The sequence below is a fragment of the Maribacter litoralis genome (assembly GCF_902506355.1).
GTDB classification, from domain to species: domain Bacteria; phylum Bacteroidota; class Bacteroidia; order Flavobacteriales; family Flavobacteriaceae; genus Maribacter; species Maribacter litoralis.
This window is the reverse complement of the sequence record NZ_LR733271.1, coordinates 1910573-1932798: the sequence shown is the minus strand read 5'-3', so window position 1 is coordinate 1932798 and position 22226 is coordinate 1910573. Positions and strand designations below refer to the sequence as shown.

General features: G+C 35.9%; 15 protein-coding genes. 4 read left to right on the top strand and 11 right to left on the bottom strand.

Features of this window, described 5'->3' with window-relative positions:
- Positions 1–30: 30 nt before the first annotated feature.
- Together EXIGUO8A_RS08135 and EXIGUO8A_RS08130 are read right to left on the bottom strand one after the other, a co-directional pair.
- Entirely contained in the window at positions 31–615 is a 585-nt protein-coding gene (locus EXIGUO8A_RS08135) for a HupE/UreJ family protein (RefSeq protein ID WP_159302724.1), read from the bottom strand.
- Positions 616–642: 27 nt separating this feature from the next.
- Positions 643–1383, bottom strand: coding sequence for a TerB family tellurite resistance protein (locus EXIGUO8A_RS08130; RefSeq protein ID WP_159302723.1), 741 nt, complete (start codon positions 1381–1383; stop codon positions 643–645).
- A 130-nt stretch (positions 1384–1513) separates the two neighbouring features.
- On the opposite strand from EXIGUO8A_RS08130, the gene EXIGUO8A_RS08125 reads away from it, so the two are divergent.
- The 3 genes from EXIGUO8A_RS08125 to EXIGUO8A_RS08115 all read left to right on the top strand — a co-directional run bounded on the left by EXIGUO8A_RS08125 (position 1514) and on the right by EXIGUO8A_RS08115 (position 3415).
- On the top strand, positions 1514–1924 hold the full coding sequence (locus EXIGUO8A_RS08125) for a BrxA/BrxB family bacilliredoxin (protein WP_116771936.1): 411 nt from the start codon (positions 1514–1516) through the stop codon (positions 1922–1924).
- 79 nt (positions 1925–2003) lie between these two features.
- The gene (locus EXIGUO8A_RS08120; RefSeq protein WP_159302722.1) at positions 2004–2741 is read left to right on the top strand and encodes a lysophospholipid acyltransferase family protein; all 738 of its coding nucleotides are present in this window, start codon (positions 2004–2006) and stop codon (positions 2739–2741) included.
- Positions 2738–3415 carry an HD domain-containing protein gene (locus EXIGUO8A_RS08115; protein ID WP_116771938.1) on the top strand — a complete coding sequence of 226 codons (678 nt, stop codon included), beginning with the start codon at positions 2738–2740 and terminating at the stop codon, positions 3413–3415. The genes EXIGUO8A_RS08120 and EXIGUO8A_RS08115 overlap by 4 nt, the downstream gene beginning before the upstream one ends.
- Before the next feature lie 77 nt (positions 3416–3492).
- Here the strand turns inward: EXIGUO8A_RS08115 and EXIGUO8A_RS08110 are convergent, their stop codons facing one another.
- The 5 genes from EXIGUO8A_RS08110 to EXIGUO8A_RS08090 form a co-directional block, all read right to left on the bottom strand.
- A complete protein-coding gene (locus EXIGUO8A_RS08110) occupies positions 3493–4926 on the bottom strand; it encodes a glycosyltransferase (protein ID WP_159302721.1) in 1434 nt (477 codons plus the stop codon).
- 386 nt (positions 4927–5312) lie between these two features.
- Positions 5313–6386 (bottom strand): PA0069 family radical SAM protein, encoded by a 1074-nt coding sequence (locus EXIGUO8A_RS08105; protein WP_159302720.1) that lies wholly within the window; start codon positions 6384–6386, stop codon positions 5313–5315.
- 47 nt (positions 6387–6433) lie between these two features.
- Positions 6434–7987: a hypothetical protein gene (locus EXIGUO8A_RS08100; RefSeq protein ID WP_159302719.1), complete on the bottom strand. Its 1554-nt coding sequence runs from the start codon at positions 7985–7987 to the stop codon at positions 6434–6436.
- A gap of 17 nt (positions 7988–8004) precedes the next feature.
- Positions 8005–8787: an enoyl-CoA hydratase/isomerase family protein gene (locus tag EXIGUO8A_RS08095; protein ID WP_159302718.1), complete on the bottom strand. Its 783-nt coding sequence runs from the start codon at positions 8785–8787 to the stop codon at positions 8005–8007.
- 18 nt (positions 8788–8805) lie between these two features.
- A complete protein-coding gene (locus EXIGUO8A_RS08090) occupies positions 8806–10218 on the bottom strand; it encodes a sensor histidine kinase (protein ID WP_159302717.1) in 1413 nt (470 codons plus the stop codon).
- A 298-nt stretch (positions 10219–10516) separates the two neighbouring features.
- Here EXIGUO8A_RS08090 and EXIGUO8A_RS08085 point away from each other — a divergent pair, with 298 nt between their 5' ends.
- The gene (locus tag EXIGUO8A_RS08085; RefSeq protein WP_159302716.1) at positions 10517–13768 is read left to right on the top strand and encodes a ligand-binding sensor domain-containing protein; all 3252 of its coding nucleotides are present in this window, start codon (positions 10517–10519) and stop codon (positions 13766–13768) included.
- 65 nt (positions 13769–13833) lie between these two features.
- Here EXIGUO8A_RS08085 and EXIGUO8A_RS08080 read toward each other — a convergent pair whose 3' ends face one another.
- From EXIGUO8A_RS08080 to EXIGUO8A_RS08065, 4 genes are all read right to left on the bottom strand, one after another.
- Positions 13834–14832, bottom strand: a complete 999-nt coding sequence (locus tag EXIGUO8A_RS08080; protein WP_159302715.1) for an alpha/beta fold hydrolase — start codon at positions 14830–14832, stop codon at positions 13834–13836.
- 214 nt (positions 14833–15046) lie between these two features.
- Positions 15047–15598: a CopD family protein gene (locus tag EXIGUO8A_RS08075; RefSeq protein ID WP_159302714.1), complete on the bottom strand. Its 552-nt coding sequence runs from the start codon at positions 15596–15598 to the stop codon at positions 15047–15049.
- Positions 15599–15786: 188 nt separating this feature from the next.
- Entirely contained in the window at positions 15787–18912 is a 3126-nt protein-coding gene (locus EXIGUO8A_RS08070; RefSeq protein ID WP_159302713.1) for a VPS10 domain-containing protein, read from the bottom strand.
- A gap of 170 nt (positions 18913–19082) precedes the next feature.
- Positions 19083–22226, bottom strand: coding sequence for a VPS10 domain-containing protein (locus tag EXIGUO8A_RS08065; protein ID WP_159302712.1), 3144 nt, complete (start codon positions 22224–22226; stop codon positions 19083–19085).

The following is a 22226-nucleotide window of genomic DNA, read 5'->3' as shown; positions in this document are numbered from 1 at the left end:
AGTCATTATCGTAGGCTAAACTTTAACAATCTAAAAAGGAAATGTTTCATATAACAACGGTATCGTTATCAGTATTACAACAATACTGCCTACCATTATAAAAATATGCTGCTTGACCTTTAATAGTATTTGAATAATATAAGCTAGGATCAGTACCAATAAAACTATTACAACTTGAGACAATTCAATGCCACCGGCGAAACCCAATAATGGTGCCAATTTTTCCTCTTCTCCCATAACCATAATTTTAAAATAATTGGAGAAACCAAAGCCATGCACTAGTCCGAAAAAACCTGTTGCCAATACATGAAACCATATTGTTCTGTTTTCTTTTTGAAGCTTCAAATCTATAATATTGAACAATGCTGTTGCCAAAATGGTTACTGGTATTAAAAACTCAATCCATGTAGCGTCAATCACCATAATCTCATAGACCGAAAATACCAATGCCAAACAATGGGTTATGGTGAAAACTGTAGCCAACAATAGCACATTCTTCCAGCTTTTAAAAGTAAATGGCAGTGCCAAGGCGGTCAAAAAAAGAATATGATCGTAAGCATTGATATCCAATACATGTTGTAAACCTAATTCTATATAAAACCAAAACTCTTGCATTGTAACTCTAATATTAAATTATACCAACTAGTTCAATCCGCGTTCTTTTTGTATGGTTTCATACGCTTCCTGCACTTGCTTAAACTTCTCTTCCGCCCCTTTTTTAATAGCTTCATCTTTAGTATTCACTCTATCTGGGTGGTATTTTTTCGCCATATTCCTATACGCTTTTTTCACCTCTGCATCGGTAGCTGTTTTTGGTATATCAAGAATTTTATATGAGTTGTTCGCAGATTTTACGAACATGGCCTTAATACTTTCAAATTCGTTCAATGAAACCCTAAGATACCCAGCAATTTCCCTGATTTTTTCAATCTCGGGATTACTTATGCTACCATCCGATTGTGCAATACCAAACAAAAAATGAAGTAATTGTAACCTGACCTCATAACGCGTACGTTGTGCTAAAAATGCAGATACCTTTTGCGGAGATATTTGCCCTTTTTTATTTATTTCATTGAACCTTCTAAAAATAGCATTTGCCTTATCCTTACCGTACGTACTCACAAAATACTGGCGAACATACTCCATTTCCGACTGACTCACTTGTCCGTCTGCCTTTATAACTATAGAACATAAGGATAATAAATTCAGTTCAAAATCCTCGGCAGTAACATTTGGTCTTGTATAGTCTTCAAATACACTTCGTGCACTACTTTTACTAGGTCCAAAAAAGCTATCTATAATACTACCGGCAAAGAAGCCCAAAATAGCTCCAGATAAACCTCTAAAAGAAAAACCAATTACGGCCCCTAACCATTTAATCATTTTCGTATTCTCAATTTTGCCAAAGATAAAATATTACCAATAGAAAGTATGGCCAATGAAAAGTTAAGGTCTTAAGCTCCCCTGCGACTAATTGATTATCTTTGTAATAATTAATTAAAATATTAAGAATATGTACCCTGCGGAATTAGTAAAACCAATGAGAGATGATCTGGCCTCTGCCGGATTTGAAGAATTATATACTGCAGATGCAGTAACAAATGCCATAAATAAAGAAGGTACAACTTTAGTTGTAGTAAACTCTGTTTGTGGTTGTGCAGCAGCCAATGCAAGACCTGCTGCTAAAATGAGCTTGCAGAACGATAAAAAACCTGATCATGCCGTTACGGTATTCGCCGGTGTTGATAAAGAAGCTGTTGATGCGGCAAGAAACTTAATGGTTCCTTTCCCTCCATCTTCTCCATCTATGGCATTGTTCAAAGACGGTGAATTGGTTCATATGATCGAACGCCACCATATTGAAGGTAGACCTGCTGAAATGATCGCTCAAAACTTAGCACAGGCTTACGATGAGTTTTGCTAAATCTATAGCTTAGTATATTTACAAATAAAATAATAGATTAAAAAACCGCTCTAATTGAGCGGTTTTTTATTTTTGTACTATGCAGAAACTGCTTTCCTATATTATAACCCCCTTTTTTTTCATAGCATTTGGACTATGTCTACTTATTTTTCATCCTATTCAGTGGGCGGCTTTTAAAATCTTTGGATATAACGGACTAAAGCCCGTAGTCAGCAAATTGAATTTCTTTTTAATGCGAAGCACCAATATTTTGGGCACTACCTACAAATTCACTAACAATTTTGACCTTCCAGTAGATAAACCTTTGATCATTGTAACCAATCATCAAAGTATGTATGATATACCGCCATTAATTTGGTATATGCGCAAGCACCATCCAAAATTTGTGAGTAAAAAAGAGCTAGGCAAAGGTATACCCAGTGTATCTTTTAACTTGGTTCACGGTGGATCTGTACTTATTGACCGAAAGGATGGAAAATCGGCAATAATGGAAATAGGTAAACTTGGTGCTTACATTGAAAAACATAAAAGAAGTGCCGTTATATTTCCTGAGGGAACGAGAAGCAGAGACGGACATCCAAAACCTTTTAAACCTATGGGATTAAAAATGCTTCTTAAAAAAGCACCATCGGCATTGATCGTTCCCATTAGTATCAACAATTCATGGAAATTAGTTAGGTTTGGGCAGTTTCCTATGGGGTTGGGATCTAAGGTAAGATTAGAGGTACAACAACCTATTGAGAACAAGGGCAATCTTGATGAACTAGTAAAACAAATTGAAGCATCCGTAGTTAGCGGCGTAAACTCCTTTAAATGACCGATTCAGAAATAGTAGAAGAAACCATAATTTTCGTCAAAGAAACGTTACAAAATGCAGAGGGAGGGCATGATTGGTTTCATATTGAACGTGTTTTCAATAATACCATGCTCATTGCCAAAGAAGAAGATGTAAATATTTTGGTGGTTAGCCTGGGTGCATTACTTCATGATATTGCAGATGCTAAGTTTAATGATGGAGATGAGACGTTAGGTCCCAAAATGGCCGAGAATTTTTTATTAAGTCTAGAAGTACCTAAAAGAATTATTAACCATGTAACCAATATAATCAAGTACAGCTCTTTTAAGGCAGGCTTGAACGATGGCAAGATGAAGAAAAAACCATTTACTTCTAAGGAGCTAAAAGTGGTGCAAGACGCCGATCGTTTAGATGCAATTGGTGCTATTGGTATTGCAAGAGCATTTAATTATGGCGGATTTAAAAATAGAGCACTTTATGATCCAAGCATTCCTCCAAACTTAAACATGAGCAAAGAGGAGTACAAGAAATCACAAGCACCTACCTTAAATCACTTTTACGAAAAACTGCTGTTACTAAAAGACAAAATGAATACGGAAACCGGAAAGCGTTTGGCAGAAAAAAGACATCAATATATGATAGATTTTCTAGAGCAATTTTATCAAGAATGGAGTCCTCTTAAAAATTTAAGCTAGCACAACTAACTAAGCTATATTGAATAAAAAAAGGGTCTCATTTTGCATTGAGACCCTTTTTAGTTTTAAAATTTTTCTTATTTCTGTGGCAACTCTCTTGTTAGCCAACCTCTTCTGCTCGCGGTTGCAATGGCATAAGGGGTAATCCAAAACAAACCAAATGTGTAAAGTACACTATAAGAATATGCCCAGAAAGACTCTGAAAACGTATATCTTTTTGCATAAAATATCACTGGGAATGTAGACAGCACCAATATACTTAAGAATGTAGAGCTTAAGAACAATAAAGGATGCGTGAAAACAAATACTAGCATAAACAGTACAAATGGGTAACACAATACAATTCTTGAAAACTGGCTAAAGAACAATAATCTTGTACCCGCTTTTGGTCCTTTTCTAAAGTTTGTAAACACATATTTAGACATTTGTATATTCTCACGAACATTACTTCTACCCCATCTAATAAACATTTTATAAAGACCTTTATATTTTTCTGGAACGTTAGTATACGCAAAAGCATTTCTTTGAAACAATACATGAAAACCTTGTTTCAATATCATATTGGTCATGGCTCTATCTTCACCAATATCTGAAGGTTGCCCCATAAAGGTTTGATTGATCCACTCATCTAAACAACCAAATACCGCTGTAGCTCTATAAGCCGCCAAAGCCCCTGGTGTACATAAAACTGATTTTAAAGTACTTTCAGATGAACGTACGAACTCAAAACTAAGTGCAAAACTTACATCTAGCATTTTAGGTAATATTTCTTTCTTGTTATTTAAAACACGAATATTACCTGCAACCGCACCACAGTTTTCATCAACAATAAACGGACTCACTAAATTTCTTAACGTATCTGGGTCAACGATAGAATCACTATCAACAGTAACAAAAATTTCACCTGTACCTTCTTTAAATCCTCTGTAAAGGGCATGACGCTTACCCATATTTTTAGGTTGCTGGCAGATAGAAACCCTATCTCCTAATTCTTTTTTAGCTTCAAGCATCCAGTTCCAAGTATCGTCTTTACTACCATCATCGATAGCCAACAATTGTACTTTATGCTCTGGGTAATCACTATCCGCTAAACTTTTAAGTGTGGCCCAAACTTGCTTACCTTCATTATAAGCTGGCACAATTACAGTTACGGTAGGTAATTCATCATCGGTTACCGATGGTATCGCCTTATATTTTAAAAAACGTACAAAAGTGTAGATAAAGAAGCTTAATTTGAAAACGAAGAAAGCTGCAGCTACAATCATAAAAATAAAGCCGATAAGACTACTTCTACGCTCTAAATGCAAATCTGTGAAATCGTTTTGTAAAATATAAGCTAAATAAGCAGATCCAAACATTAATACAAATGTACTGCCCATTACAAAAATGCCCCATGCGTTGGCATTTTCTATCTGGTCGGCAATCTTAGAGAAGAAAGATTTCCTTACTTCTTTTTCCGAATTTTTCTTTGAAATTTTCATATCTTTTATGGTAGTGTTCTTGGTTTTCATAAATGGTTCTAATATTTATTTCATTCACCCTATCTACGCTTAGATTTCTCTTTTGGACTTTATTTTAACAAAACTTTCGAAAGAAATTTTTTACTCTATAAAACTGCATAACATTTAATTTTAAGCCACTAATTCAAATGCTTATATTTTTAACTTAAACGCAATATTTAGTTCTTTTTCATGCAGTTATGTTGATCATTTGGACATTATACCTGTTTAACTGTATTAAAAATTATCAGCCAAATTTTTAATAAAAACATTTCCATTTTTATTGATGCTCACATTTCCTTCGGATTTTCAAATACCAACAAAAATCTATGACAACGCTTTTAAAAAAGTACCCACGAGCAGACATTTTATAATGTTGAAGTTTGTGGCATATTATTTTAAAATAACTTTAATTGACCATCTTTATAAGATTCATGTAACTGAGTATTTAACTTTGGGAAAGTTCTATTATTGAAATAAGTGCGTTTAGCCAAACGTACCATATCATGAATTTGAGTAGCTATTTTGCCTTCTCCTCTGCTGCGAATACCAAAACGGCTATCATTTAAAGTTCCACTATGGCATTCCTCTATTTGATGTAATACCTTATCTGCTTTGTTTGGGAGTGTTTTTCGAATCCAATCGGTGAATATTTCACCAATGGCACCATTTAATCTTACAACCGTAAACGCCATAGATAAAGCACCACGATCCGCAACCGCTTTTGCTAAATTTAGAATTTCATGACTGTTGATACCTGGAATAATTGGAGCCAACATAGCATTTACGGGTATACCGTTTTTAGATAATACCTCAATAGCTTCTAACCGCTTCTTTATAGTGGTTGTTCTAGGTTCGAGAATTCTTCTGGTTTCTTCCGATAGCGATGTAATCGAAATATTAACGCCAATTAACCCGTGATCATTCAATTTCTTGAGGATATCCAAATCACGTAAAATCAAGGCATTTTTGGTTATGATACCTACTGGGTGTCGGTATTTTAAGAAAATCTCCAAACATTCTCTTGTTAATTGAAATTCTTGCTCGGCAGGTTGGTAGCAATCTGTATTACCTGATAGTACAATAGTACTGGCTTGCCATTTTTTACTTTTCAATTTCTCTTCTAACAATTTTGGCGCATTATGCTTTACCAGTATTTTACGCTCAAAATCCAGCCCCGCACTATAGCCCCAAAATTCATGTGCATTTCTTGCATAACAATAAATACAACCATGTTCGCAACCTTGATACATGTTCATGGAATAACTCATGCCAACATCTGGACTAGTTACCTTGTTGACAATTGTTTTAGGGTAAACCGGTATATACTGGGTTTTATTCTTGTCGGAAACCTCACCTTCTACACGACAAAATTCTAGAAAATCGTCTCTAGTCTCGTAGCTGTATGTTGAGAATTTATTATTGGTATTCTTTTGGGCACCTCTACCCCTTACAATACTATGAGATATCATTAAATAGGATTTAATCCAAAATTATGGAAATAATCCTAATATCAATTTTATTTAACACCCACTTGAACCAATTGTTTTTTGGTGCCTCTTTTGGCATAGAACATCAATTCGTCATTTTGACGATCAATATAAGGCGCTGAGACCATAAGTGGTAAGCGAGCTTCAGTGTCATCAATAACCTTATTATACTTCATATGCCCATTCTCATCTAAACGAATTAAAAAGACATTTCTATCTCTACTTAATCCTTGTTTGAACATAATACGATCATCGCTCAATTGTTGAGGATTCTCTGCAGATGTACTTATAAAGAAATAGGTTGAATTATTCTTAGTGTACGCGCTATAAGAAGCATAAGCACCATCACCTTGGGTTACCTCGGTTTTATTAATATTTCTTGCCCATACCAAATCTCCAGTAGCACTAAGTTTTGCACTTATTATATCGTTATGATGATACCTGGTTACCATAACCCTACCACCACTTGAGTTAGACTGTACACTATTACTTGTAAAATATTCTTCTGCATTGAACAAGATATTACCTTCTGCAGTAATATCCATACCCTTAAACACAAGATTCTTAATGGCTTTATCATCTTCGCGCCCAAATTTATCTAACATGAACTGTTCTGAAAAAGCATTAAATTTCTCGGTTTTTAATGTGAGGGATTGTGGCTCCAAGTTAAAATAAGATATACCGTTATATCGATTATCTTTTCGATCTGCATAAAAACCGATACAAAGCAGTTCGTCTCCCTTAAAAATTGGTTTTAAAGCTTCAGGAAATTTCCCTGGGGTGAAGAATGACTGTGTACTTCTACCATTTTTTGAAACCCTGACCATTTCATACTGAAATTTTCGCTCAGTCGCGTTAAAACGTTTCTTCTTAAAATACGCCTTACCTACTAAATACACATTTTGAAGATCTTTCGAAAAGACCACATTTTCAAATGCATAATTTTTCTCTTCAACCTCATCAGAAAAATCATGCTCGAATATTTTATTCAAATTCGATTTAAAAGCATAAATAGTATGCTGGTCTACCTTCCTCTTTTTGTAATGTGTAGTTATAGCAAAGGCAGATTTATCGTCATTGAACAAGATGGATGTTGTAAAGCCAGATGAAAAGTTTCTGTTGTAGAAATTTCTATCCAAAGGTTGTTCTACGGGATCAGATGCAATGGATAGAATAGTCTCCTTAGTAAATTGAAACTGAGAAAACGGACTTCTATGTACTTCATATTGATAGCTTCTACTATTATAGTTGTACTCTAAAAATAGTAGGTATACTTGTCCGTTTTGTACATACGCATCTATAAAATTAGCTCCTTTGAGTTTATAATTATACTCAGAAACAAGTTCTAGATCCTTATTATAATGTTCAATAAAATAACCTTTGGGCCTTAGAACAATTCCCGTGTAATATGCACGCACCACCACAGTTCCTTCATTGCCGTCATCAGCAATTGCCAGCATATTGGAGTATCTGTATTTGTCGTGAAACTTTTCTCCAATAGTATATGAAACCAGTTCTTCTTGAGCAAAAGAACTTAAAACATTGATTGTGAATAAAAATAAGAATACGCTACGTTTTAACATAACCAGATTGGTTTATGTCATGAACCCGGAAAATCAGCTTTTCTTTTTTCTAAAAATGCTGTTGTGCCTTCGGTAAAATCATCAGTTCCGAAACAGGCACCAAAAGCCTCAATTTCCTGCTCATAACCATTTACAGTATTCTTAAAACCAGCATTTACAGCTTTTATTGCATGAGCAATGGCTACTGAGGAATTATTGGTGATTTTTGATATGATTTTATGGCATAACGGCAACAATTCTTCTTGTGAAGTTACATGGTTTACCAGTCCATAAGTTTTAGCTTGATCTGCAGAAATCATACCCGCGGTCATGATCATCTCCATAGCCCTGCCTTTACCGACCAACTGAGGCAAACGTTGAGTACCGCCATACCCAGGTATTAATCCTAAAGAAACTTCTGGAAGCCCCATTTTGGCATTAACGGTAGCCACTCTAAAATGACAAGCCATAGCTAGTTCTAATCCTCCGCCAAGGGCAAAGCCGTTAACTGCTGCAATAACGGGGGTTGTTAAGCCTTCAACAAAATCGAACAACTGTTTTTGACCTTTAGCGGCTAATTTTTTCCCTTCCTTTTCACTAAAATCTGCAAATTCAGAAATATCTGCACCAGCTACAAAAGCCTTTTCACCGCTACCTGTCAAAATAATGGCCTTAATAGTCTTGTCTTTTTGTAAATCTTTAAAAGCATCATGTAACTCCCCAATTGTTTCCTTATTTAAAGCATTTAATTTACTTGGTCTATTGATGGTTACAATTGCAGTTGTTTCTTCTTTCTCAATTAGTATTGTTACGTATGACATTGTTGTTGATTTGTTGCATTAAACATTTTCTTTTGGAAACATTACACAAAATACCGTTCCCTTACCAGGTTGTGAGGTAAACTTAATGGTACCCTTATATGTCTCCACTATATTTTTCACCATTCCTAAGCCTAAGCCCATTCCACTGGTCTTGGTAGTAAACTTAGGTTCAAAAATTTTATCTTCATTTTCTTTTTCAATACCGTGACCATTGTCCGCTACCGATAATTTTACCATATTTCCTTCAGACGCTACAGTTACCAAAACTCTTGGCGATTCTACATCTGGCACAGCTTGTATAGCATTTTTTACCAAATTGGTAACCACTCTTATTAATTGTGTACGATCTAATTTCGCAATAATTTCTTCTTCATCAGCAATGAAATGAATATAATCTTCGTTAAAAATATCTAATGCCAGTTTTACGATTTTTACAACATTCAGTGTTTCATTCTGTTGCGCTGGCATTTCGGCAAAATTTGAAAATGCTGACGCAATACTGCTCATGGTATCTATTTGCTGTATTAAAGTATTGGAATACTCCTTTACCTTTTTATGAATATCTGGATCATTAGGATCAAATTTGCGTTCAAAACTCTGCACGCTTAATCTCATTGGCGTAAGGGGGTTCTTAATTTCATGAGCCACTTGTTTTGCCATTTCTCGCCATGCCTGTTCACGTTCGCTACGGGCCAATTTTACAGCACTTTGACCTAATTCGTCAATCATACCATTGTAAGCCGAAATTAGTTTTTCTATTTCTTCTCCGGGATTATCTAGATATATTTTTTTGTTCTGCTTACTCAATTCTGTTTTTCCCATCATGGTTGAGATGGTCTCCAATGATCGGGTTATATATTTTGAAATAAAAAACGCAAATGATATTGCCATTAATAGCATGAGCAGATAAACACCCGATAATCGAAACAGAAATTCCTTTAATTCATAATCGTTAAAAGAGTTATCCTCAAAGTACGGAAGGTTTAAAATACCAATTGGTTTAAACTTTTGATCGGCTATATAAGTGAATGAGGCCTGGTATTTATCCCCCGCCAAAGCATTTTCCATTACATAGCGTTTATTAGGGCTAATCTCTAGCATATTTAGCACCTCAGCATCTAAACACATAGATATGGAGTCATTGGCAAATTTAGGTCGAGAACTTTTTATAAGCTCCCCATCCAAACTATAGATATTAAAATTCATGTTTTGCACAACGGCAATTTCATAAATTTCATTCTTAAAAATAAGATCTAAGTTTTCTGTAGTAACGGGATATGTTGTTTTCTGAATGGCAAGATCAATACTTTGGCGTATTTGCTCTTCTTTACGTTCCATTCTATTCTCGTGATAATCTTTTGATTGCTCACGGTATTGATACACCGTTACGCCCGCAATCAGTACCGATGCGATTAACACCAAAAAAATCATGGAAAGAAAAATACGTGACCGTAAAGATACTCTTGTTAACAAGCTTCAATTATTTGTTTAAAGTTAGCAAATATCACACCAAAAAACATTAACAAACATAATGTCGACTCTTTTACATACATAATTAGTAGCTATAAGAAGTTTTTCAGTTAGCAACCTTGTACCAACTAACTCATTGTTACACAAAAAAGATACTAATGTTTTAAACATTTTAGCCCATATTGCAATTAGTTCATTTTGAAAGTAATTTCTTATATTTAAATGCGTTAAATCATAGTACGCCCCTTATAGGTCTGATATGCTTTTCAATACTTTGTCTAAAAATCTTGCCTTTTTACTAGTCATTCTAATTTCATTTAGCGCTTACTCTCAAAGCTTAGAGCCACTAAAATTTCATCATATTCAAGATGGTATGTCTCAAAGCTCTGCTACCAAATTACTAGAAGATCGCTATGGGTTTATATGGGTAGGCACACGAAATGGACTGAACAAATATGATGGTAAGGATTTTGAAATATTCAGAAAAAGTACTGATAATAAAACTGGACTTAGTCATGAATACGTAGTTGAATTATATGAAGATGGCGAGAACTTACTTATTGGCACAAACGAAGGTTTAAATCTATATGACCGAAGTTTAAATATTGTAGCCCCCTTTCCTTTTAAAAATGAAGGATTACATATAAAAGACCGCAGCTTTCAATCGGTAGCAAGAATAAATGGAGAATTATGGTTAGGCACAGAATCGGCAGGTCTTTACAAGTACAATGAAAATACAGGCAAGATAAGTCACTTGGCCCTCGACAACGATAAATTAGAGGTAGTTAATCCTAGAATAAACAAGATACATAAGATAATTCCTTTAGATGCCAACAGGGTACTTATTATTTCATCGTACAATATCATTGTCACCAATAATGATTTAGAAATTTTAAACGAAGTTCAAGAAATAGAAAATATCATATCTGCCATTTCATTGGAGGACAACAACTTTTTGCTTGGTACAAATAATGGCTCACTAATCCGTTTAAACGTAAGTCTTACTTCTAAAATTGAAAGAGACAAAAAACAGGTTAGTCCAGGCTTTGGCATTCGTTCGTTAGCTAAAAATCTAGATAATGAATTTTGGATCGGTACTGAAAATAATGGTTTATATATATACTCTACCGAACTTGAGTTTATACGTCATTTAGAGTATCATGTTTCTAAACCTAATTCCATTTCCGGTAATTCAATTTGGTCCTTATTATGTACTCGAAACGGTACCATGTGGGTAGCCCCATATAAAAGCGGACTAAATTTTTATGACCCCGAATATTTTAAATTTAATCATATTAATTCAGACCCTTTTAACCCCAAGTCTTTAAGCAATAAACTAGTCAATTGTTTTATTGAAGACGCAAATGGAAACTTTTGGATAGGTACAGATGGTGGAGGTCTTAACTATTGGAACAGAGCATTAGACACCTTTGAACATTATGCACTAAAAAATAAAACCCTTAATACCAATGTTGTTCTATCTATATTACAGAATAAAGAAGATGAATTATGGCTAGGCACTTGGACCAATGGAATCACCGTATTTAATACCCAAACAAAAAAGTTTAAGGAATTAAATACAGAAAACTCTTTTTTAAACTCGAACATTATAGTCGATTTTTTAAAGGATAAAAAAGGGCATATTTGGATTATAAATTATTTTGCTGGTGTGCAAGTATATGATCCAAATACAAATTCACATAAAAATGTAATACTAAATTCAGATGTTGATGGAGTAGAAATCAATTCAATCTATCAAATATTCGAAGACCATCTAGGTCAAATGTGGATTGGCACTTTAAACTCCGGTCTATTCAAATTGACCGGAAACAATGGAACATGGACAACGACACATTATAGCACTCATAATTCATTAAGCAACAACTTTGTCAACACTATCATTCAAGATAGTGAGGGTACATTATGGGTTGGCACGCAAGGCGGACTTAACAAATACAATGCTGAAAACGATTCTTTTAAGGCAATTACCAAATCAGAAGGTCTTAGAAATGATGCTATAAAAGGAATTATAGATGATACCTACAACCATCTATGGCTAAGTACTGAAAACGGAATTACCCGGTACGACACCTGCACAGGTGATTTTATAAATTATGATGTTGATGAAGGACTGCAAGCTAAAGAATTCATAGCCAGTTCTACCTTGACCACTAGTAAAGGTGAGTACGTTTTTGGTGGTATAAACGGATTTAACATTTTTACCGCCAATGATGTAGAAAAACGTAAAGATACCCTTACCTTATATGTTTCCGGACTTAAAATCTTTAATAAACCAGTGCTTCCTAACGATGAATTTGGTGTATTGAAAAAAAATATTAGTCAAGTAGATACCTTAACTTTTAGCTATGATCAGTCCGTTATCAATATTGACTTTAAAGCGCTAACGTTTAGACATCCAGAAAGTGTTAATTATGCTTTTTATTTGGGTGGATTTGAAAAAGAATGGAATTATGTAGGAAACACACCTACAGCGACCTATACCAATCTTAATGCCGGAGAATATACCTTAAAAATGAAATCTACCAATTCTGATGGTGTATGGACCGATAATGAAATTGACTTAACCCTAATTATCACTCCCCCATATTGGCAAACTTGGTGGTTTAATTTATTAATGGTCGCCCTATTGCTTTTGCTATTCTATGTTGCATATTACATTAAGCTTAGAACCATTAAGAAAAACCAACGTAGGTTAGAATTAAAGGTAGCAGAACGTACCACTGAACTACAAGATCAAAAGGACAAACTTTTAAAGGCCGCAGACGATTTAGAAACGAAGAATCAAGAAATACAACGATTTACTTTTGCGGTTTCACACGACTTAAAAAGTCCACTGAGCAATATTAAAGGCCTTGCTAGCCTTATTCCTACAGAAATGCCAATAGAAGAGCATCCGCTGGTAGCCGAATATCTTGATTTAATAGATGTTTCATGCAATAATATGAACGAGTTGATATCTGACATCACCGAAATAGCAAGACTTGGAAAAATAGAAAATAAGAATGAGCTATTGAATACCAATGAGATATTAGATTTATCAAAAAAACTTATTAAAAGTAAACTAGAGAAGAAAAACATAAATCTTACCATTGCAGATAACCTACCCGACATTTTTGGCGACCGAAATAGGATTATTCAGGTTTTTGGCAACTTTTTAGATAATGCGGTCAAGTATATGGGAGACCAACCAAATCCTCAAATAACCGTAGATTTTGAAAATACAGGAAAAACCAATACTTTTTTGGTACGTGACAATGGTTTAGGTATCAGCCAAGCAGACCTGAAAAAATTATTTACACCTTTTGAACGTTTTCATCAGAACGTTGAAGGCACAGGTCTGGGGCTTTATATGGTTAAAAAAATTGCAATTTCCCATGGTGGTACTATTACTGCCGAATCTGCAGGAAAAGGAGAAGGAACTACTTTTAAACTTATTTTGCCAAAAGCGAAAATTGCCGCTAAGAAAGCTAAAAACTCCTTGAAGTCTTAATTGAATAAATTAGGCATATCTACATATTAAAAAATATACCCCAACAAGCTTTGTATAACCAATACTTATTCTTTTAAAAACTTAATTAATGGGGTAATAAAGCTTTCAAATTTTTCAATATGTGGTAAATGACCAATATTATCTATTTCCACCAATTGAGCGTTCTTTATGCGCTGCTGTGTTGTTTTACCTAATTGATTATAAAGTCCCATTGTTTTTCTCACCTCATCAGAAACTAATGGTTTACCAAGCGCCGTTCTATCTCGTGTTCCTATAATTAATAACGTAGGCACATTAATATTTTTAAATTCATACACTACAGGTTGTGTAAAAATCATGTCATAGGTTAGCGCAGCATTCCAGGCAATTCTATCATAATCTGAATTCAATGTCCAACCGGCCAATAAATTTACCCATTGATCATAGTCGCTTTTCCACTTATTATCATAATAATTTTTCAATTGGTAATTTTTAATGCCTTCATAACTTTTCTTAAGTTCATTGGCATACCACCATTCAACAGGCTTGTAAGGTACTTTTAATTTCCAATCTTCAAGTCCGATGGGGTTTTCTAAAACCAACTTCTCTGTTGTTTTAGGGTACATTAGCGCAAATCGAGTAGCCAGCATGCCTCCCATAGAATGTCCTAAAATAGTTGTTTTAGTTACCTTCAAGGTATCAAGCAACTCTTTTGTATTGCGTGCCAATTGTTGAAATGTATAATGAAAATGTGCAGGTTTAGAAGATTTACCAAAGCCTATTTGATCCGGTGCAATTACGCGATAACCTTCTTTAGTCAGTGCTTCGATTGTAGTTTTCCAATAGGCTCCATTGAAGTTTTTACCGTGAAAAAGCACAATGCTCTTGCCGTTAAAGTTAGAAGGTTTTACATCCATGTAAGACATTTGCAGATCTTGACCTTGAACTTTTAAATTCAACTCAGAAACATCAAAAGGATATTCATAGTTCGCCAATTCAATATCAAGCCATTTCAGGTTGTTTGTCTGTGCAAATGAAAATTGGATAAACACACTAATTAACCCTAACATCATTATATTTCTCATCTATATATTTTTATGATTATCTAAAATTAACAAAGCTATAGCAGCCTTTTTAACTGTAAAACACAAAAATTATAACAATTAAACTAAGAGTGGGATTTAAAATAGGACCGTGACTTGTTGGCCTTCACCTGATAGTTAGATTAAAATAATACTTGCTTGATATAAGTTGAGCCGTAATTCAACCTCGCTCATTATTTCTAGCATAAAGCTTGAATTATGCTTCGGGATTCTTGTTCCGTATTCTTTTGTAGAGTTTTATACCCAGCATTAAAAGTATCCCTAAAACAATAATGCCTACTACTCCAAAAATCCAATTAAAAGAACTCTTCAAAATCACCAAGAAAACAACTGCGAACAAAATTAAGGTAGCACCTTCATTCCATATACGCATAAATTTAGAGGTGTATTGAATATCATCTTGTTGAAACTTTTTGAAAATTTGATGGTTTTTTAGGTGATATAATATCAGTAACACTACAAAACCTAGTTTTATGTGCATCCAAGGTTGGGTTAACCATCCTGGGTAAATAATTAGCAGCCAAATAGCAAAAAACACTGCTAATACAGCCGATGGCCAGGTAATGATATACCACAACCTCTTGGTCATCAACTTTAATTGTTTTGATAGAATTTCCTTTTCTGGTGATGGTTTTTGGTGAGCTTCTATATGATAAATGAATAATCTAGGAATATAAAAAAGCCCTGCAAACCACGTTATTACGAAGATGAGATGCAGGGATTTTATATAATTGTAATATTCTGTCATAAGGCTTATAAAAACAAACTCAAGTTCAAGAGGCAAGCTCAAAAGCAAGAAACAAATTCAAACTCAAACTCAAAACTCAATCTCAAGTGCAAGAAACAAGTTCAAGTGCAAAACTAATTTCTCAGTTCTTTTTTCTATTTTCTCAACTTAAACAAGTTCAAAGTTAGCAAAAGCGGATAGAACTTACCTTATAATCTTATTGCACCTACTCCTGCATCCCATAAGGTTTTATTGTAGGCTGGTATTTCCGAATTCTTCAATTGATTTCCTTTTGCTTTTAATGTCTCCCATTTCTTATCCAATTCAGCCTTTCGGTCTTTATTAGATTTATTCAATCTTGCGATACTACTATTGGTCTGATTGATCATGAACAGATATTCTGCCGTGAATTTATTTGGAAAATTTTCTACGTCATCATACGCCTGAGATTTTCGTTGTACCATATCGGCATCCCAAGCTTTCAAATCAGCCAGCAACTTTTCACCTTTAGATTTGGCTTCTACATCGGTTACCTTTTTCAACACTTCTGCCAAATCTTGTTGTGCTTTGTACAACAGATTCACCATATTATGCATTTCTGTCAACTCTGCTTCTGCATCGGTCATAAAAGCATCAAACTCTTCATACTGACCAGGTTTCGTCTCGTAAGTAGGCACTTCTTTTATTACACCTGTGGTGGATACTGTTTGCCCATCAACCTTTAAGGTAAAAGTATATGTACCAGGGGAAACTTTATGTCCGGTAAATCCTGCTTCAATATATACATCAGGTACTCCTGGCATAATTGGGTATTTCATATCCCATACAAAACGGTTTAGTCCTTCTTCTTTACTCAACACTGGTGCCGGAGGAGCACCGCCACCATTGTGTGGTTTGTACGTAGGATCCTTTTCTGAAGTGATAGCTCTTATCAATTTCCCATTAGCATCAGAAATTTCTAATGTTATAGAAGCACTATCTGCTAATTTTGGGAGCTCATAATATAATACCACCCCATTGGCAGGGTTAATACCGTTAAACGCATCGCTACCCGTAAATGAACTAGAATTACCACTTAGCGGACTGCCCCAAGAGCCATTATAAGCATCTTTTGGTTTTAATATTTGAAGTCCTTCCTTAGACGGTTGATACTGAGACAGCGCAATAATATCATCTAATATCCAAAATGAACGCCCCGATGTTGCCACCACTAAATCGCCCTGATGTACTTTTAAATCTGTAATTGGAGTATTAGGCAAATTCAGTTGAAAAGGCTCCCAAGATTTACCACCGTTCCATGATGCATATAATCCTTTTTCGGTACCTGCATATAACAAGTCTTTCTTAAACTCATCTTCACGAACTACACGCGTAAAAGCTCCATAAGGTATCCCTGAATTTATAGCTGTCCATGTTTTACCATAATCTGTTGTTTTATAGATACCGGGCGTATAATCATTGAACTTATATCTTGTTGTAGCTATGTAAGCTGTTGCCGGGTCATGCGGAGAAACCTCTATGGCATTGATCAAACATTCTTTCAATCCTTTAGGGGTTACATTCTCCCAAGTTTCTCCACCATTTTTGGTCAAGTGTACCAATCCGTCATCACTACCTGTCCAAATATGTCCTTTTTCATGTGGCGATTCTAGCATATATGCCAATGTTCCGTAATTCTCTGCACCAACCGCTTCATTGGTATAAGGACCACCGCCATTACCTTGTTTTGCATCGATATCGCGTGTGAGGTCAGGCGATATTTCTTCCCAGGTTACACCCATATCCTTAGTACGCAAAACCAATTGTGCACCGTGATAGTATGTACCAGGCTCATGTTTAGAACCAATTAAAGGTGCATTCCAATTATACAGGTACTTCATATTTCTAGCTTCCCTACCCAAATATTGAATGGGTGCCGCCATAATTTTGGTCGATGCCTTTGATTCCATATCCAAGACTTCAATAGTACCTAGGTAACTACCACCTAAAACATAACGGGGATTATCTGGATCAAAAGCTAAAAAAGCACTTTCACCACCGGCAGTATATGTCCAATCTTGTTCTGTTATACTTCTTCTACCCATAGAAACACTTGCAATTTTGACCGCAGTATTGTCTTGTTGACCGGCATAAATATTATAAGGAAACAGATTATCTACGTTAATACGATAAAACTGAGCCGTAGGCATATTATCTTGTGTAGACCAAGTTTTTGCATAATCGAATGAAACGGCAGCCCCACCATCATTGGCAATCACCATATTCTTAGAATTATTTGGATTAATCCATAAGTTATGATAATCCCCATGGGTTCCTGAAAGCCTTTCCCATGTTTTTCCACCATCCTCAGAACGTAGCGCAGGTGCACTTAAAACATACACCGTATCTTCATCATTAGGATCTACAAAAACCTCAATATAATACCAAGCACGTTGTACCAATCTATTATCTCCACTAACCATGCTCCAAGATCCACCGGCATCATTTGAAACGAAAAGTCCGCCTTTATCTGCGTCGGAATCACTTTCAATAAGAGCATAAACTTTGTTAGAATTTGAAGGACTCACAGCTATCGCCATTTTTCCTTTTTCCTCCGGAAGTCCTTTATGTATTTTCTGCCAAGTTTCTCCGGCATCCGTAGATTTATAGAGACCACTACCTGCACCACCACTGACAACCATATTTGGTTTACGTTGGTGTTCCCACATGGCGGCATACATAATTTCAGGATAATTAGCATCCATAGAAAGTTCAGAAGCACCTGTTAATTCATTTACAAATAGGGTATTTTTCCATGTCTTACCCCCATCAACGGATTTATAAACACCACGTTCGGCATTACCTTCAAAAAGAGCACCCTGCGCAGCCACATAAACAATATCAGGATTTGTAGGATGTATAATGATACGCGATATATGCTGGGTTTTTTCAAGTCCCATTTTCTTCCAAGTTTTACCCGCATCGGTAGACTTATATACACCGTCACCGTAAGATGTCATAACACCACGTGGTGCATGTTCTCCCATACCCACATAAACAATATTAGGATTGGAAGCCGATACCGAAACCGCACCAACAGAGCCCAGTTCAAAATAACCATCAGAAATATTTTCCCAACGTTGCCCGGCAGATTCTGTTTTCCATACTCCGCCACCAGTTGTACCCATATAGTAGGTCATGGGATCACCAATAACCCCTGTTGCAGTTACCGAACGCCCACCTCTAAACGGACCAATATTTCTGAATTTTAAAGGTTGAAAATAATCGTTGGCATTTTGGGCAAAAGTTATGGTGATTGCCAGTACCGATATAAAAAAGAGTAGTTGTTTTTTCATTATTGGGTTGTTTGGTTGTTGTTTTAGGCATTCTAAATTGTCAGTTTGAGCAGTTTTCTTGGGGTAATGCATAAAGAAAAAATGTATCGAGAAACATTTTGAACACAAAAGTTTCTCGATACTAATTTTTTCATACTTCAAAAATTCACTCGAAATGACCGTTTTCGACTTTACTTACTTTCATCAATGAACAAATAATTCAAATTAAGCTCGTTAAACTCTTTATTGAATTCTTGAAGTTCTGATGATATTACGTTATTAAATACTTGAAGCTCCTTATTAATTTTAGCTGTCAGTTCATTCTTTACGGCGATGTCTTGCTCTGTAGGCGGAAAATCGTCTATAGAAACCAAACTGTTCAAGTGACCTAACTTATTCGTCAGTTTAATAGGGAAATTCAATGGATCCTGTCGACTTCTGTTTTTTGTTTGATACAGTGCCTTCTCTACCTCGCCAAGCTTTTCTTTCATTTTTTTGGCTTTTTCAATCAACTCGGTAGTTCTTTCATCATCTTTATACTGCTCGGTAAATGCATTCAATTGTGCCGTAACATCTCTAATCTTCTTTATAGATTGATGCGCATTTTCAATAGTAGTGTTGATATCGGTAATAAAATCGTATTGTTGCTGCATTTCTGCTACAGAACTTTCTGCTCTTGGGTCTGGCAAAATGGTAAACGTTTCGCTGTTATTAGTCCCGTTCACATTCAAGTGTACTTTGTAATCTCCAGGCACAGCTTTGGCACCGTCAAAACTAGCCCACCAGAAAATCATTCCTTCGAGTTTCGTAGCTCCTTTACCGCGCGTATCCCAAACAAAAGTGTTACCCCCTTTTTTAAGGTCTAACTTCTTGTCTTTTTTCTTTGCCGTAGAACTATAGTTAGCCAATGTATCACCAGCCATATTAGTATACGTTAATTGTACGGTGTCTTTTTCAGAATAGTTCTTCAAAAGAAAGTGGGTAATGACGCCGTTCTCCAAATTTTGACCTGAAGTTTTAGAAGGCTTCTTAGCTGCCCTACCTTTTGTACGGTATGAATCTTTTGGTTTGAACAATATGGTATTCGCATTCTTCTTGCTTTCATCTAATTGATGCAACACCGTTAAATCATCTATTATCCAAAGGCTGCGACCTTGCGTTGCTACAATTAAATTATCATCTTTAATAGTCAAATCTGTAATTGGAACAATAGGTAAGTTCATTTGAAAAGGAGACCAACTAGCTCCGTCATTAAACGAAACGTACATACCTGTTTCGGTACCTGCATATAACAAGCCTTTCTTCTTAGGGTCTTCACGCAATACTCTAGTAAAATGTTCAGAAGGGATACCGTTCGTTATTTTTGTCCACGTTTTACCGTAATCCGTGGTTTTATAAAGATAAGGTTGAAAATCACCTAATTTATATCTTGTTGCGGCAACATAACATGTACCCTCATCAAAGTTTGATGGTTCAATACCGTTAATCATATTCCACTCTGGCATGTTAGAAGGCGTGACATTTTCCCAAGTTGCACCAGAATCTTTAGAAACATGAATTAATCCGTCATCACTACCTACCCATAACAGGCCTTCTTTCAACGGACTCTCATTTGCCGTAAAAATGGTACAGTAATATTCTACACTGGTATTATCTTGAGTGATTGGTCCGCCACTAGAACCCAATTTCGTTGGGTCGTTTCGTGTTAGGTCGCCACTTAAAACTTCCCAGCTCTGACCCTCATTTTCCGAAACATGTACGTAATTGGAAAATGTATATAATTTCTTCGGGTTATGTCTACTAAATAGAATGGGGAAATTCCACTGAAAACGATACTTCATAGCTTCCGCACCAGCACCCATTGGGTTGTCTGGCCATACATTAATACCTCTTACCGTTTTATTTTTATGATTGACCCTGGTTAAAAATCCGTCATAACTACCACCATACACGATATCATTATCTTTTGGGTCTACAGCAATCCAAGCAGATTCACCTCCGGCAGTTTCTTCCCAATTACTATCATCAATGGTACGCCCATCACTTCTGTGGTCTATTCTTAAAGTTGAATTATCTTGTTGTGCCACATAAATTCTATAAGGAAAAGAGTTATCTGTGGTAACCCTATAAAATTGTGCAGTTGGCTGATTGTAGTAGGTACTCCAAGTTTCACCGCCATCATAAGAAATTTGAGCACCACCATCGTCTCCAATGATCATACGTTGCGAATCTTCAGGTGAAATCCACAAATCATGATGATCACCATGGGGCGCATTGAACGTATTAAATGATTTACCTCCGTCGGTAGACTTGTGGTAGTTCACATTCAACACATACACAACATCTTCATCTTGCGTATCGGCATACACTCTTGTGTAATACCATGCACGCTGTCTTAGCTTTCTTTCCGAATTAACGATTGACCAGGTCTTACCTCCATTTTCGGATCGGTACAAACCACCTTTTTCCTTATTCTCTACTATAGCCCAAACCTTTTCTGAATTCTTAGGAGAAACGGCTACACCAATAATACCCAAAGTATCCGTAGGGAAACCTTCATTTTTTGAAATCTCAGTCCAGGTTTCACCACTGTCCATACTCTTCCAAAGTGCAGAGCCGTCACCACCACTTATTAAACTGTAAGGCGTTCGTTGTGCATGCCATGTAGAAGCATATAAAATTCTTGGATTGTTGGGGTCAAAAGTTAAATCTACCGCACCAGCTTGTTCATTTACAAATAGCACTTGTTTCCAATTTTTACCCCCATCCGTACTTTTATAAATACCACGGTCTTTAGTCGGCTTATAAATATCGCCTAGAACCGCTGCATATACCGTATTATAATCAGTAGGATGCACGCGTAGTCGTGGTACATGTCTGCTCTTTTCTAATCCTGCAGTTGCCCAGGTTTTACCTCCATCCTCGGTTTTCCAAACTCCGTAACCTGATGATACGTTACCTCTTAAGGTTTTTTCTCCACCACCAACATATATAACGTTCGGGTCGCTTTTAGCAACTTCAACAGCGCCTATACTACCACCGAAATATCCATCGGAAATATTGTCCCAAGTACGACCACCGTCCAATGTTTTCCATACTCCGCCACCTGCAGCGCCAAAGTAAAACAAATTAGGCTCGCCGGGCACACCGGTTACCGCAGCAGATCTACCACCACGAAACGGACCGATCAATCTATAATCCAAGCTAGAGTATAGCTCTTCTGGATACGTTGGAGTAGCAGTTTGTGATTTTTTCTTTCTTTGAGATAATAATGATAATGGTAATAGAAAACATGCCAGCATGAGTATGCCAGCATTGGTAAGGTGCTTTTTCAT

What these genes read in the sequence shown, in the direction of transcription:
- EXIGUO8A_RS08135 (WP_159302724.1), bottom strand. Translation starts at nt 615, where the DNA reads ATGCAAGAGTTTTGGTTTTATATAGAATTAGGTTTACAACATGTATTG.
- EXIGUO8A_RS08130 (WP_159302723.1), bottom strand. Translation starts at nt 1,383, where the DNA reads ATGATTAAATGGTTAGGGGCCGTAATTGGTTTTTCTTTTAGAGGTTTA.
- EXIGUO8A_RS08125 (WP_116771936.1), top strand. Translation starts at nt 1,514, where the DNA reads ATGTACCCTGCGGAATTAGTAAAACCAATGAGAGATGATCTGGCCTCT.
- EXIGUO8A_RS08120 (WP_159302722.1), top strand. Translation starts at nt 2,004, where the DNA reads ATGCAGAAACTGCTTTCCTATATTATAACCCCCTTTTTTTTCATAGCA.
- EXIGUO8A_RS08115 (WP_116771938.1), top strand. Translation starts at nt 2,738, where the DNA reads ATGACCGATTCAGAAATAGTAGAAGAAACCATAATTTTCGTCAAAGAA.
- EXIGUO8A_RS08110 (WP_159302721.1), bottom strand. Translation starts at nt 4,926, where the DNA reads ATGAAAACCAAGAACACTACCATAAAAGATATGAAAATTTCAAAGAAA.
- EXIGUO8A_RS08105 (WP_159302720.1), bottom strand. Translation starts at nt 6,386, where the DNA reads ATGATATCTCATAGTATTGTAAGGGGTAGAGGTGCCCAAAAGAATACC.
- EXIGUO8A_RS08100 (WP_159302719.1), bottom strand. Translation starts at nt 7,987, where the DNA reads ATGTTAAAACGTAGCGTATTCTTATTTTTATTCACAATCAATGTTTTA.
- EXIGUO8A_RS08095 (WP_159302718.1), bottom strand. Translation starts at nt 8,787, where the DNA reads ATGTCATACGTAACAATACTAATTGAGAAAGAAGAAACAACTGCAATT.
- EXIGUO8A_RS08090 (WP_159302717.1), bottom strand. Translation starts at nt 10,218, where the DNA reads ATGATTTTTTTGGTGTTAATCGCATCGGTACTGATTGCGGGCGTAACG.
- EXIGUO8A_RS08085 (WP_159302716.1), top strand. Translation starts at nt 10,517, where the DNA reads ATGCTTTTCAATACTTTGTCTAAAAATCTTGCCTTTTTACTAGTCATT.
- EXIGUO8A_RS08080 (WP_159302715.1), bottom strand. Translation starts at nt 14,832, where the DNA reads ATGAGAAATATAATGATGTTAGGGTTAATTAGTGTGTTTATCCAATTT.
- EXIGUO8A_RS08075 (WP_159302714.1), bottom strand. Translation starts at nt 15,598, where the DNA reads ATGACAGAATATTACAATTATATAAAATCCCTGCATCTCATCTTCGTA.
- EXIGUO8A_RS08070 (WP_159302713.1), bottom strand. Translation starts at nt 18,912, where the DNA reads ATGAAAAAACAACTACTCTTTTTTATATCGGTACTGGCAATCACCATA.
- EXIGUO8A_RS08065 (WP_159302712.1), bottom strand. Translation starts at nt 22,226, where the DNA reads ATGAAAAAGCACCTTACCAATGCTGGCATACTCATGCTGGCATGTTTT.